The organism is Vibrio sp. Vb2960, assembly GCF_033337665.1.
In the GTDB taxonomy this organism is placed as follows: domain Bacteria; phylum Pseudomonadota; class Gammaproteobacteria; order Enterobacterales; family Vibrionaceae; genus Vibrio; species Vibrio alginolyticus.
The window spans coordinates 23,171-37,490 of record NZ_JAWORD010000006.1 but is presented as its reverse complement, the minus strand read 5'-3'; the positions used below and the strand labels follow the sequence as shown (position 1 = coordinate 37,490).

Sequence of the window (14,320 nt, the reverse complement as noted above, 5' to 3'; positions counted from 1 at the left end):
ACTTGCCTTTACGACCCGCTAACTCCATCGAAACGAGTCAATCATTGTGCGATCAGCTTCGCTTAGTCACACAGTGCCAATAACTGTTTTTTACGCGGCTCTTGGATCAGTTTCCAATGTACGCCATCAGTTGCACCAGCAAATTTCCACAGTAGCTTTACATCAACATCATTACCGTAAGCCGTTTTAACTTTGTTGAAGACTTTTACAGGTCCAAGTTCTAAAAAGGTTTCTACGTCATCAACACCGGCTTTCTTGACCATACGTTCAAGGGTTAGTTGCATGTTGGGTAAGTCTCTTAAGCGTCTACTGGCAGAGGACTTTTGATATTTCCGTTCCTTAATTGAGTATTCAATTGATTTCTGTACCAGTTCATCAAGCCCTACATATCCGGATTCGAATAAATCGGTTACATCATAATAATTTACGGTTGCCGTCGTCTGTTTTTTGACGTGCTTATACTTCTCACAGCTCAGTTGAGTAAACACTTCATCTAGCCCATTACCACCACGTAAGTAGCAGCAATCATTGCTGACAAGCGCAAACATAGCATCATCGGTGAATAAACCAATACCACCGAACATAGAACGTTTTTGGTACTCACTGAAGGTGCGTACATATTTAAAAAAAGCTTGGTCTGTCATGTCCATTGACCTCTTTAATCTGAATAAATTACCCCGATTAGCGATGTCACCAGATAAACAGCAGCTTATAGCGAATTATAAATGTCGATTTGTTGGCGATATTTTTGTGAGTTGTGCTCACCAACTTGCTTAATCATACTTAACGTTGAAAAATAAGTTAGGACATAGGTCACATATAAAAAAGTATAAATTCTGCATACGTGATTAGTTTCACACTTATTATTCGTGTGGTGATATTTTTTTGACGCATAGCATGCCTAAAACGCGCCATCATTATGATCTCGCTGGCAATTACGGGCACATAATACGCATTTAATTGATAAAGAATACGCTGTAAGGGTACACTGTACGAAAGATCTCAAGTACAGCGTCACAATGGAACATTTATCATTTTTTTGGCTGCCAAATAATAAAGATAAGCTTATAAACGCACTGGAATCCGAGTTTGCTCAGCTGGTAGAACAGTCCATCGCCACGGGTAAGATTTCGTTACCTCCTATTCCTGATGTCGTGCTTAAAATTCAGCAGTTATGTGTCGAAGAACACACCACGATTGCCGATGTTGCTAACTGTTTATTGGAAGATCCCGGATTAGCAGCGGTCGTTTTACGAGTCGCTAACTCTGTGATTTTCAATCGCAGAAATATCACCTGCAACGACTTAACTACAGCGGTATCTCGTCTCGGAATACTTCGTGTACGTGATATTGTTACCGCACAAGCGATTGAGCAACTTAAACACTCAGTTAATCTCACTAAAGAATGCAATGCCATCTTGGTGAAGAGTGCCGCGATATCTCGTGAGCTCGGTGCAGTCATGGTGATGTTGGTTCAATCGTTTCGTAGCCACGAGCCAGGCACTTATGGCCATCTAGAGCAAGAAAAGGCGTTATTGGTCGGTCTATTAGCCGATATTGGGTTATTTTGCCTAATTAATGAGTACCACTTGTACTTAGATAGGGGCAATTACTTAGACCCAGATATTGCATTGCAAATCTTCCAAACACGTTGTTCTGCCACAAGTAAACTAGTGCTTGAGCGTTGGGGATTTGACAACGACTTCAGAGAAGTATCCTCAAACGAAAAATACGAGTTAACGCGACCAGAAGTGAGTTATCTTGACATCGCTAGAATTGCGCATCATTTATTGATGTTCCGCAATCACGATGAACGCATTGACGAACATGAAGTTGAATTCAACTTAACTGGTGCAGAAGTCTTGTATGAACTTAGTAACATGAGTGATACTGACTTCAATGATCAAATCCGTGCTGTACTCAATGCAAGCGGTTTGTAATTTATCGCTTTCTGATAATACCTTATCCGCGATAAAACGATTCGCTCAAGGCTGAGCTGTGTGTGGTGAAATGTCTCTAGTTTCAACCGATAGATAATTTAATTTATGCGTGTTGATGTTATCTCAAAAAGGAATCATTGAGCTTTATGTTCTCAGGGATGCTATTTATTTTCGCTCCGCTTGTGGTGGGGTATCTAATTCCTATATCTCGATCTTCGTTATTGGAGAAGATCAATCAGTCAACGTCCTACCTTATTTACGTCATTTTGTCGTTGATGGGTCTTAGTTTGGCGGCGCTCGATAATTTAAGCAGCAACTTACAAAGTATTCTCCTCTATGCGAGTACGTTTTTTTTGTGTCTAAGTGCCTGCAACCTGTTGGCTCTGCCTATTATTGATAAAATTATTCCACTCCAGGCCAATCAAAATCAAAAGAAGCTACCGTTATCTTCGATGGCTTTAGAGTCAGTTAAGCTTATCGTGGTCGTTGGCGGAGGGTTAGTGGTTGGCCTGCTGTTACCCATTGATTTGAGTTGGGTAGATACAGCAAGCGAATGGATACTCTTTCTACTTCTATTTTTTATTGGTATTCAGCTGCGCAATAGTGGACTTACTCTGCGTCAAATCCTATTAAATAAACAAGGAATGGCCATTGCGGCTGTTGTCATCGCAACATGTATGCTTGGTGGCGTTCTTGCAGCGGTGCTTTTGGATCTTCCTCTTTATCAAGCACTCGCAATGGCTTCAGGTTTTGGCTGGTATTCACTCGCAGGTATTTTAATGGGTGACGCTTTTGGTCCGGTATTTGGTGGCGCGTCGTTCTTGATTGAATTGATGAGAGAGCTAGTCGCACTGGTTGCCATTCCTCTCTTTATTCGTAGCTATCCGTGCACCGCAATTGGTTACGCCGGTGCAACAGCAATGGACTTCACCCTACCCGTTATTCAAACCACCGGTGGTGTGCGTTGTGTTCCTGTTGCTATCGTTAGCGGCTTTATTTTGAGTTTATTGGTACCAGTTATGATGCTTTTCTTTGTATCACTTGCTAGCTAGATCTCAGGTTTTCGCTTTAACATCCATTACAATACGGCAAAAATTTAAATACCCAGTTAACGTCAAAGTGGTCAATATTTTTTGGCAAGACCCCTCTTTCTTTTCGTCATTCAGCCCAACGATTTGTCACGACCAAATAGAAAGAAGGGAGAAACATCAACTGATGTGCATTGCGTTAATAAAGGGATAACAACCAGAAGGAAGAAGAATGAAACGCTTTGTCGTTGCAGCGCTCCTCGCTACAAGCTCAACTTTTACGCTTGCCGCAGATCAACAATGTCTTGCTAGCAAATACGATGGCTACGTCGATGCCTCACTACAGTGGTATCAAGATCTTGTTGATTTGACGGTTACCCAATATCCAGATCTGAAAGAAGTTAGTCAATGGTTCTTGGATGGACGTAAACATCACTTTGAATTAAACCGCGAAGCGGTTCACTACTTTCTAGAGAACGACCCTAGCCGCGTTGCGACGGAACAGCCAATCGAAGCATGGTTAAAACTAGAGCAACATGACGTTAAGCAGTTAGCGACCCGAAGCGATAAGTTAGGTGAAGTTGCAAAACAGACATTTAGCGACCGTCAATCAACTAACCACCCAAAAAACTACGAGCTTCGTTCAGCATTCGCTGATCTGCTTAGTCATCCCCAACAAATTGATACCGCACTTAATAAGTACAATCAGTCAATAGAAAAGATTGAAAAGCAGAAATGTGACTAAGATTGCTCGCATTAGTCGTTGATTAGCATTCGATAACATCAGAGTGTTTTAACGTACTCAATCTAGAATTTTTTAATGTGAATATCGTAACCTTCACCTAAAATTTTCATTTCTACAACTTGGGTTTCAACAATTAAAACGGGACTTTGCGCCCGTTTTAGTTTAGATTGTGCCGCTCGCATTACCAAAATAACTACAAAGATTCTTTGCTATGGTTAAGGAACAAAAAACCGCTGATGTTAGCTTTGAGAGCTTGCTAAAGATCTTCACTGTCCCAGAAGGTCCGGACTCAACGTTAACTAAAATTGACGAGAGCCTCTCGCGAAATCTAAATCAATTTCTTCGTGAACACATCGTGGCAGAAGAAAAGCCTTTACGCGAAATCGAAAAAGACTTTTCTTCTGCTCAGATTCCTGAGCAGCCAGAGTTCGTGTCAGATCATACAGAGCACTTACTCGACACTTTGGTGTCGCACTCAGTTCACACATCTTCACCAAGCTTCATTGGTCATATGACATCGGCACTGCCTTATTTCTTGATGCCACTGTCAAAGATCATGATCGCCTTAAACCAAAACCTGGTAAAAATAGAGACTTCCAAAGCCTTTACGCCACTTGAGCGTCAAGTTTTGGGTATGCTGCATCGCTTGATATATGGTCAGAATGATACGTTTTACAATCAGTGGATGCACAGTGCAAACCACTCATTAGGCGCATTTTGTTCCGGCGGCACCATTGCCAATATCACTGCGCTTTGGGTAGCACGTAACAAAGCGTTAAGAGCCAATGGCTCATTTAAAGGCGTTGAGAAGGAAGGCCTTTTTAAAGCCATGAAGCACTATGGCTATGATGGCTTAGCGGTGCTAGTGTCTGAGCGTGGTCACTACTCCCTTAAGAAAGCAGCCGATGTATTAGGGCTAGGCCAAGAGGGCTTGGTTGCGGTTAAAACCGATGCCAACAACCGTATTGTTGTCAACGACCTGAAAGCGAAAATTGTTGAGCTCGAAAAACAAAATATCAAGCCTATTGCTGTTATTGGTGTGGCTGGCACAACAGAGACAGGTAATGTTGATCCATTGCCTGAAATCGCTGAAGTCTGCCAAGCTCACAGCTGTCACTTCCATGTGGATGCCGCATGGGGTGGCGCAACACTTATGTCTAACCATCACCGTCACCTTCTTAAAGGTGTGGAAATGGCAGACTCAGTAACTATTGATGCGCACAAGCAGCTCTACATCCCGATGGGCGCTGGTATGGTTCTGTTCAAAGACCCTGACGCAATGAAATCCATAGAGCATCACGCTCAATATATATTGCGCAAAGGTTCAAAAGACCTAGGCAGCCATACACTAGAAGGCTCACGTTCGGGCATGGCGATGTTGGTCTACGCCGCAATGCACATCATAAGTCGCCCAGGTTACGAGCTTCTGATTGACCAAAGCATTGAAAAAGCTCGATACTTTGCGGATTTAATCAAACAGCAAGATGATTTCGAGTTAGTTTCTGAACCAGAGCTTTGTCTGCTCACATACCGTTATTTGCCGCCATTCATCCGTGAAGTATTAGCACAAGCAGAAGGCTCACAAAAAGAACAACTGAATGAGCTGATCAATGAGTTAACACAGTTTATTCAAAAGCGTCAGCGCGAAACGGGCAAATCGTTCGTTTCACGTACAAGACTGAACCCAGACCAATGGCAGCGCATGAATACGATAGTGTTTCGAGTGGTTTTGGCAAATCCACTGACCACAAAAGAAATTTTGAGCTCAGTGCTTGATGAACAACGCGAAATCGCCAAGCAAGCACCAAATTTGATGAAAAGAATTCAACAGCTGGTTGTTGATATTCAATCGTCTTAACGGCCAGATCGAGTTACATCAATTTGAAATTTTTTTTCGTTTTGATGTAACTCAAACATCATTATCGTACGACTAGCGCAACAAAACTTCGTTTACACATCCAATTCTGTAGTTTTTACAACATTTTGTTTGAGGCCTGTCAAATTCTCACTAAATAGTACCCGTTATTGGTTTAGACTGATTGAAGATCAGGTTTATACTGATTCTATGGCGCTGGTTGTTTTCGTTAACGCCCCACTCTACTCCGGAATCTTCGTGTTTCCTTTCGTTAGCAGAGCCAGCGAGTTGTTCTCTATACCCTCGTGAACACTATGAATACATTAGAAAAAATTCAAAAAAACCTGGAGAATTTCAGTAAGTCAGAGCGCAAAGTTGCGGAAGTAATTATGGCGTCTCCACAAACTGCAATTCATTCAAGCATTGCAACGCTGGCTAAAATGGCCGACGTTAGTGAGCCCACTGTAAACCGCTTCTGTCGTCGTCTGGACACCAAGGGCTTTCCAGATTTTAAGCTTCACTTGGCACAGAGCCTAGCCAACGGCACCCCTTACGTTAACCGTAATGTGGAAGAAGACGATGGCCCAGACGCGTACACCCATAAGATTTTCGAATCGACGATGGCGTGTTTAGATGTCGCTAAAAATAGCCTAGATCCAATGCAAGTGAACCGTGCGGTCGATTTGCTAACGCAAGCGAAGCGCATTTCATTCTTTGGCCTTGGTGCATCATCTTCTGTTGCCCGAGACGCACAAAACAAGTTTATTCGCTTTAATATTCCAATTACTTGTTTTGAAGATATTGTTATGCAGCGCATGAGTTGTATCAACTGCAGTGATAATGATGTTGTGGTTCTTATTTCTCATACCGGTCGAACAAAGAGTCAGGTAGAAATAGCGAACCTTGCTCGTGAAAATGGCGCAACGGTTATTGCGATTACAGCGAAGGATTCTCCTCTAGAAAAGGCAAGCTCGCTGGCCATCACGCTCGATATTCCAGAAGATACCGACGTTTACATGCCAATGGCAAGCCGAGTTGTACAAATGACAGTGATTGATGTGCTAGCAACTGGCTTCACTCTTCGCCGTGGTACAGGTTTCCGTGAGAACCTAAAACGCGTAAAAGATGCGTTGAAAGACAGTCGCTATGACAAACTAAGCCAGTACTAAGCACTAAAGCTTAGTCAATACTTTATCTAGGGGAACTCAAGGCTCCCCTTTTGTTTTAATGCTGCTAAGGGAGCAATCACCCTAAGTCGTTGACACTCGATAAGTCCGTTCTTGATTCCAGTACTTCAACAGAACTGACATGTTGTGCACTCTCAGCTGCGCACTCTCCGCTACAATCACAGACTTGCTGCAATATGTAAATCAAACGTTCCTGATTCAGGGGTAAAGGATTCCCTTTGATTGCCATTGATTTAAGCGCATCGTTCGCCACTTGCTCAAAAGAGGTTTGGCATACTCCAAATTGAGCCAGTAGCGGTAACGCTAGCTTATCTAGCACCATATTGACCCAAAGAATTCCATCGTGTTCGTTCGCGTTTACTCGCTCAGTGACTAATTGGGCCAGCTTGCGATAACGACTTATCACATCATTCCTACCCGCGAGTTTAGCGGCGTTAATGTTCTCCTGCATCACGTGCGGAGCTAAGCGAGCCGTAATAACGCTATGGGGGGCGTCTAACTTGCCTCCTAACGCCGATGCTAACCCATGAGCGGCACCTAATTTGGCATTAGTAATCGCCATACCACCAAGCAATGCAGCGAACGATAAATCAGAGCGCGCCTTATGATTATCTTGCTTACAAGCGGCAATCACTGAACGGCTTAAACGACGTAGCCCCTCTTCGCAGACCATATCAGTAAGAGGGTTTGGCTCACCACACACATACGCTTCCATTAAATGAGTGAACGCATCCATTGCGCCACGTCCAGATGTGTATTGGTCGGTCCCGTAAGTAAGTGTCGGGTCTACAATGGCAACGTCTGCGAGCATATCAGGACTTCGAAGACTCACTTTCACTTTATCTTGTCCAGATTTCAGCACAGCATTTCTGGTCACTTCTGAACCGGTGCTTGCTGTCGTAGGAATCGCAATAAAATGAAGAGGCTTTGCTTTTAAAGGGACGCTTCTTCCTACCACTTCTACGTAATCGTAAACATTGCCTTGATTGGGAATAATGGCAGCTAAGGCTTTGCCCATATCGATGACGCTGCCACCACCTATCGCAACCACCATATCAGGTTGGAATTTTCTACCGAGCACTGCGGTCTCTTCTACCATCGTGATGTATGGTTCACCAACGATAGCTACGTGCTGGTAACGCATATTTTGAGCTTTAAGATATTGGATAATGGGGGCGGCTCGTTGGGTATCCTGCCCAGTGACCAGCAAAACACTGTAGCCAAATTGGTTAATAACGGATAATGAAGATTGAAGTGCACCTTCACCAAATATAATCCTTGTTGCAGTCATAAACTGAAACATACACACCCTCCCAAAAGAATATACCCAAATAACCTCTCGCCCTCTGATTTAACACTTATGTTAGAGTTGAAGTTATTTGCGTATAGCCAAAATAGATTGCTATTTTTTTAAACAAAAAAAATTGACCAATTCCACCTTGCCATCATTAACCCTTTAGAATGTATGTTTTTTATGCGTCACTTCACATACTTCAGAGCCGTAAAATAAGAACACGCGTTTAGTTTTTATTCGATAGATTTCACCTATAGAACCAAGAGGTAATTGCCGCTTTATTTCCGTATCTGGATCGGGCATAGTTACTCCAACAAAAGAAAGCGCACTCAGCCGCTATGTTTTGTACGCTTTCAAAAAAGAATAGATTTAGGAGAAATAAGATTATGTTCGTTGTTATCTTTGGTCGCCCTGCATGTCCTTTCTGTGTTCGTGCAAAAGAGCACGCAGAAACGCTAAAAGCAAAACGTGATGACTTCAACTACCGTTACGTTGATATTCACGCTGAAGGTATTTCTAAAGCAGATCTTGAGAAAACAGTTGGTAAACCAGTTGAAACCGTTCCTCAGATCTTTATCGACCAAGAGCACATCGGTGGCTGCGACGAGTTCGAAGCATACGCGAAAGAGCACCTAGGTCTATTTGACGAGTAATAAAGACTGTTTTCAAAAAAGCCGCTTCATGCGGCTTTTTTATTATTTTTCAGCTGGTTATTACGTTAAGTCAACTAATGGTAAAACCTAAAAAAATTCACTTATCTTTTTGCTATATTTAGTTACAATTCACAGTTCTTAATCTTTTTTGGCACACACTCTACCGAGCCACACAGTGAACATAGACGTCGTATACCTTCTCGAGCAAAACCCTATCCTTCTAATCTTCGTCGTATTAGCCATTGGCCTTGCCATCGGAAAAATTCGATTTGGCAAATTACAATTAGGCAACTCTATTGGCGTTCTTATTACCTCTTTGGTAATGGGCCACCTTGGTTTCTCATTTAATGCAGAAGCTTTAACCATTGGCTTTATGCTGTTTATCTACTGCGTTGGCATTGAAGCTGGACCAAACTTTTTTGGTATATTCTTCAGAGATGGTAAGCATTATTTTATTTTAAGCATGACTGTTCTCGTGTCTGCGGTCAGCTTAACGTATGGCTTGAGTCACTATTTCGGCCTCGATTTTGGCTTATCCGCAGGTATGATGGCAGGCGCATTGACCGCAACGCCAGTACTGGTTGGTGCACAAGATGCTCTTAACTCTGGCCTTGCGACTATACCGCGGAATATGGAATTTTCTCTGGTATTAGAAAATCTATCCGTAGGCTACGCGATGGCTTATCTGGTCGGCTTAATTAGCATGATCATGTTTGCTAAATTGTTGCCAAAACTGCAAAAACAAAACCTTTCTGATTCCGCGCAGCAAATCGCACAAGAGCGTGGCCTTGGAAATTCAAGCCAGAGAAAAGTGTATTTACCCATTATTCGAGCTTACCGAGTGGGCCCAGAGCTAATTGACTGGACTGATGGTAAAAACTTGCGAGAACTGGGTATTTATCGTCAAACTGGCTGTTACATTGAACGAATCCGTCGCAATGGTATTCTCGCCCACCCAGATGGTGATGCTATCTTGCAAGAGGGAGATGAAATTGCACTGGTTGGCTTCCCTGACAGCCATGCTCGCTTAGACCCTAGCTTCCGTAATGGTAAAGAAGTATTCGACCGTAACTTGCTTGATTTGCGCATCGTTGAAGAAGAAATCGTCGTAAAAAGTGACGCTATCGCTGGTAAGCGTTTATCGGATTTGAATTTGTCTGAGTTTGGCTGTTTCTTAAACCGCGTAGTTCGCGCTCAGATTGAAATGCCTATGGACTTAGACATTGTGCTCGCTAAAGGGGACGTCCTTCAAGTGAGCGGCGAGAAAAGCCGAGTACATGGACTGGCGGAAAAAATCGGTTTCATCTCGATCCACAGTCAAATGGCCGATTTGCTCGCTTTTTGTAGCTTCTTTATTTTGGGTATTCTGTTTGGCCTCATCACAATGACATTCGGTCAGGTGTCTTTCAGTTTGGGTAATGCGGTGGGTCTTCTGTTATCCGGTATTACGCTTGGTTTTTTACGAGCAAATCACCCTACTTTCGGTTATGTCCCACAAGGGGCGCTGAATATGGTCAAAGATCTAGGGTTAATGTTCTTTATGGTCGGAATTGGTCTAAGTGCAGGTGGAAAGATGTTCGAGCACCTAACGCAAGTAGGACCAAAAGTCATTGGTTTGGCATTTATTGTCAGTGTTGTGCCTGTAGTTCTGGCTTACTTAGTTGGCGCACACGTACTCAAGATGAACCGTGCCCTGCTCTTCGGTGCCATTATTGGCGCCCGTACTTGCGCTCCGGCTATGGATGTCGTTAACGACTACGCTAAGTCCACCATCCCAGCCCTTGGTTATGCGGGTACCTATGCGATTGCGAATATTTTAATGACGCTAGCTGGTACGATTCTGATAATACTAAGTTAATACTCACTTTGACTATGAAATACAAAAAGGCGCTCAATGAGCGCCTTTTGTTTATTGGTTATCTAGTCTGTGATTCGATTAGATTTGAATGAAGTCTGCTTCAACTGCTGGATTCACATCCGCTTCGTAATCTACGCCTTCAACGCCGAAACCAAATAGTTTCAAGAACTCTTCTTTGTACTCAACGTAGTCAGTCAGCTCTTTTAGGTTCTCAGTCGTAATTTGAGGCCATAGCTCACGACAGTGCTGCTGAATGTCGTCACGAAGTTCCCAGTCATCCAGACGTAGGCGGTTCATCTCATCAACTTCTGCCGCGCTACCGTCTTCTTTGTATAGACGTTGGCTGAACATACGGTAGATTTGTTCCATACAACCTTCGTGTACACCTTCTTCGCGCATTTTCTTGAATACCATTGCGATGTACAGTGGCATAACAGGAATTGCAGAACTCGCCTGAGTTACAACAGATTTAAGTACCGCAACATTGGCACTACCACCTGTTGCTGCTAACTTGTCGTTTAGCGCTTTCGCTGCACGGTCTAGGTCCATTTTTGCTTTACCTAGTGCACCATCCCAATAAATTGGCCAAGTTAGCTCAGTACCAATGTAGCTATACGCGACGGTCTTACAACCTTCAGCAAGAACACCAGCATCAGACAACGCATTGATCCAAAGTTCCCAATCTTCACCGCCCATTACAGTGACAGTGTCTTTGATTTCTTCTTCTGTTGCAGGCTCAACGCTAGCTTCGATGATCACATCTTTGTTGGTATCAACAGCCGTTGATGTGTAAGTTTCACCGATAGGTTTAAGAGATGAACGAACTAATTCACCAGTTTCTGGCATTTTACGTACTGGAGATGCCAGTGAGTAAACCACCATATCGATTTGACCTAAGTCTTCTTTGATGAGCTCGATAGTTTTCTGTTTCGCTTCATTTGAGAAAGCGTCGCCGTTTAAGCTTTTTGCGTACAGACCTTCTTCACGCGCTAGCTTTTCAAAAGCAGCGGCATTGTAAAAACCTGCTGTACCTGGTTTCTTCTCAGTACCTTCTTTTTCGAAGAAAACACCGATAGTTGATGCACCGCCACCAAATGCCGCAGCGATACGAGAAGATAGACCGTAGCCACTTGATGCACCAACAACAAGAACACGCTTAGGTGCGTTTTTGATTGGACCTTGCGCTTTGGTGTACGCAATTTGTTCTTTTACGTTAGCTTCACAACCAACAGGGTGCGTTGTAGTACAGATAAATCCACGAATTCTAGGTTTGATGATCATATTCAACTTCCTTTAAAAAACCTTGTTAGGATAAAAGTTTCGTTGGGATTTCGCATCTAATTTCTGTAAAAATGCTCTTAAAAGGCAAGTGGTTGGAGCACTATCCCACCATCCACTCCCCAAGAATACAAAAAAGCACCTCATTGAGGTGCTTTTCTTAACATTAGTTGTCTATTATGCCGCCGGATTCAACTGCGACTTTTTTGGGCTATGAGTTCGCACTTCAGAAAAGTCATGACTAAAGTGGTCAACTTGAATCGCCTTGTAGCGCAATTTATCTGCAGCCATGATTTGATCAATTTCTTGCTCAGTTAACACGCCTGCTTCAAATGCTTGCTGCAAACGGTCATGCAGCAGACCTTTACGAGCCACTTTACCATCCTTCGCAGCCTTCATAAGTTTACGCTCCAAAGGTTTAATGTCGTACATTGCAAGGAATGCATTCTCCATTAAGCCTACGCTGTCATCCTCTGATTTTCCGATGTAGCACAGATGCGTGAGGCGATCACGTTGCGCGCCTGGTGTCATCATCGCTTCAGCCAAATTCACACACAGCTCATCACTTGGCTTATTGAAATGATTACCAAGCGGGAACAATAGCCCCTTAAGCACACCGCCAACGTATTTCACAGGGAAGTTGGTGTAAGCCTCATTTAATGACTTAGAAGCGTTATACAAACAGTGTTGAACAGCGTAATGAACGAAGTCTAGATCGCCTTGTTGACGGCCTTCATCTTCATACTTTTTCAAGGCAGCAGATGCCATGTATAGATAGCTTAATCCATCACCCAAACGTGCTGAGATCATTTCTTTACGCTTCAAGTCTCCACCTAAGGTTAACATCGCAAAGTCTGCACTTACTGCAAGTGCACGACTAAGACGAGTAATGTCTTTGTAGTATTGCTGCGTTGGGCCACTCATGTGCGCGTTAACAAATCGAGAACCAGTTAGTGCTGCACCAAATGCACCGAATGTATTACCGAGAGCGTGCTTGATGTGTTTAAAGAGTAGGTTGTCAAATTCTTTCGCACCTTGTTCAGAATCTGGATTCGCCGCGGCTTCCATTTCTTTTAGAACATATGGGTGGCATCGAGTCGCACCTTGACCAAAAATCATCAGGTTACGAGTCAGAATATTCGCGCCTTCAACAGTGATAGCAACTGGGATGCCAAGGTAATGTTTAGCAAGATAGTTCATTGGACCATCTTGAATCGCACGACCCGCATGGATATCAAACGAATCATTTAGAATGGTACGCGCGATTTCTGTCATGTGGTACTTGGCAATCGCGGTTACAATCCCAGGTTTTTCTTTCATATCGAGAGAAGTCGTCGTTAGCGTACGCGTCGCTTCTAGTAGGTAAGTAAGACCACCAATGCGCCCCATCGCTTCTGCGACACCTTCAAACTTACCGATCGACATACCAAACTGTTTACGCACGTAAGCATAAGCACCTGTTGTACGTGTAGTAAGGTGACCAATCGCTGTGCCAAGCGCTGGGAGAGAGATACCACGACCAGCAGAAAGACACTCAACCAGCATACGCCAACCTTTACCTGCGTAATCAGCGCCACCGATCAACCAGTCCATAGGGATGAAGACATCTTCACCACGAGTAGGGCCATTCATGAACGCAGACCCCAGAGGATCATGGCGCTCGCCTATCTCGACACCTACATGGTCAGCGGGAATCAACGCACATGTAATGCCAACCTCTTTCTTGTCACCAAGTAGCCCTTCAGGATCCTGCAGTTTAAATGCTAACCCGAGCACTGTCGCAACTGGCGCAAGCGTGATGTAGCGTTTATTCCAACTAACTCGCACGCCAAGCACTTCTTTGCCTTCATGGGTGCCGTAACAAACCACGCCTTGATCAGGTATGCCACCTGCATCAGAACCCGCTTCAGGGCCAGTTAGGGCGAAACAAGGGATGTCTGTACCATCAGCTAAACGAGGCAACCAGTAATCTTTTTGCTCTTGCGTACCATAGTGCGATAGCAGCTCACCAGGGCCAAGAGAGTTCGGTACCATTACCGATACCGCGGTACTGATACTTCGAGTCGCAATACGAGAAACAATGGTTGAGTTCGCCAAAGCGGAAAATTCACGACCACCATATGCTTTCGAGATGATCAAAGAGAAAAATCGCTCTTTACGTAGGTACTCCCATACTTCAGGCGGTAAATCCCTGTCTTCTTTGACAATCTTCTGGTCATCAAGCATTTCTAGCAGGGTCTCAAGCTCATTATCCATAAATGACTGCTCTTCTGCCGTCAGTGTAGGCGTTGGATAATGATGCAATGTTGTGAAGTTTGGCTTGCCTGAGAATAGTTCGGCATCCCACCATACACTACCCGCTTCCATCGCCTCTTTCTCGGTGCTAGACAGAGGTGGCAATACTTTTTTGAACACTTTAAAAGCCGGGTCACTAATCCATTTTCTTCGTAGAGAGCTCATAGTTCAGATCCTTTTGTTCACG

11 protein-coding genes are annotated in these 14,320 nt (G+C 43.7%); 7 read left to right on the top strand and 4 right to left on the bottom strand.

Annotated elements, in window-relative coordinates; genetic code table 11:
• Positions 1-62 precede the first annotated feature (62 nt).
• Complete coding sequence (locus tag R7O03_RS06705) at positions 63-650, bottom strand: TfoX/Sxy family DNA transformation protein (protein WP_005378007.1); 588 nt, start codon at positions 648-650, stop codon at positions 63-65.
• A 369-nt stretch (positions 651-1,019) separates the two neighbouring features.
• On the opposite strand from R7O03_RS06705, the gene R7O03_RS06700 reads away from it, so the two are divergent.
• From R7O03_RS06700 to R7O03_RS06680, 5 genes are all read left to right on the top strand, one after another.
• On the top strand, positions 1,020-1,940 hold the full coding sequence (locus R7O03_RS06700) for an HDOD domain-containing protein (RefSeq protein WP_005378009.1): 921 nt from the start codon (positions 1,020-1,022) through the stop codon (positions 1,938-1,940).
• Between the two features lie 146 nt (positions 1,941-2,086).
• Positions 2,087-2,992: a lysine exporter LysO family protein gene (locus tag R7O03_RS06695; protein ID WP_258657250.1), complete on the top strand. Its 906-nt coding sequence runs from the start codon at positions 2,087-2,089 to the stop codon at positions 2,990-2,992.
• Positions 2,993-3,200: 208 nt separating this feature from the next.
• A complete protein-coding gene (locus tag R7O03_RS06690) occupies positions 3,201-3,713 on the top strand; it encodes a hypothetical protein (RefSeq protein ID WP_017634875.1) in 513 nt (170 codons plus the stop codon).
• Positions 3,714-3,924: 211 nt separating this feature from the next.
• Positions 3,925-5,571, top strand: coding sequence for a pyridoxal-dependent aspartate 1-decarboxylase PanP (panP, locus tag R7O03_RS06685; RefSeq protein ID WP_318131604.1), 1,647 nt, complete (start codon positions 3,925-3,927; stop codon positions 5,569-5,571).
• Positions 5,572-5,882: 311 nt separating this feature from the next.
• The gene (locus R7O03_RS06680) at positions 5,883-6,737 is read left to right on the top strand and encodes a MurR/RpiR family transcriptional regulator (RefSeq protein WP_005378021.1); all 855 of its coding nucleotides are present in this window, start codon (positions 5,883-5,885) and stop codon (positions 6,735-6,737) included.
• A gap of 76 nt (positions 6,738-6,813) precedes the next feature.
• Here the strand turns inward: R7O03_RS06680 and R7O03_RS06675 are convergent, their stop codons facing one another.
• Positions 6,814-8,058: an iron-containing alcohol dehydrogenase gene (locus tag R7O03_RS06675; protein WP_005388646.1), complete on the bottom strand. Its 1,245-nt coding sequence runs from the start codon at positions 8,056-8,058 to the stop codon at positions 6,814-6,816.
• A gap of 377 nt (positions 8,059-8,435) precedes the next feature.
• Here R7O03_RS06675 and R7O03_RS06670 point away from each other — a divergent pair, with 377 nt between their 5' ends.
• Positions 8,436-8,702 carry a GrxA family glutaredoxin gene (locus R7O03_RS06670; RefSeq protein ID WP_005378026.1) on the top strand — a complete coding sequence of 89 codons (267 nt, stop codon included), beginning with the start codon at positions 8,436-8,438 and terminating at the stop codon, positions 8,700-8,702.
• Between the two features lie 175 nt (positions 8,703-8,877).
• Positions 8,878-10,560, top strand: coding sequence for an aspartate:alanine antiporter (locus R7O03_RS06665; protein ID WP_005378028.1), 1,683 nt, complete (start codon positions 8,878-8,880; stop codon positions 10,558-10,560).
• 78 nt (positions 10,561-10,638) lie between these two features.
• On the opposite strand, the gene fabV is transcribed toward R7O03_RS06665, so the two are convergent.
• Together fabV and R7O03_RS06655 are read right to left on the bottom strand one after the other, a co-directional pair.
• Complete coding sequence (gene fabV, locus R7O03_RS06660; protein WP_005388648.1) at positions 10,639-11,841, bottom strand: enoyl-ACP reductase FabV; 1,203 nt, start codon at positions 11,839-11,841, stop codon at positions 10,639-10,641.
• A 174-nt stretch (positions 11,842-12,015) separates the two neighbouring features.
• On the bottom strand, positions 12,016-14,298 hold the full coding sequence (locus tag R7O03_RS06655) for an acyl-CoA dehydrogenase (RefSeq protein ID WP_262606590.1): 2,283 nt from the start codon (positions 14,296-14,298) through the stop codon (positions 12,016-12,018).
• Positions 14,299-14,320: the final 22 nt, after the last annotated feature.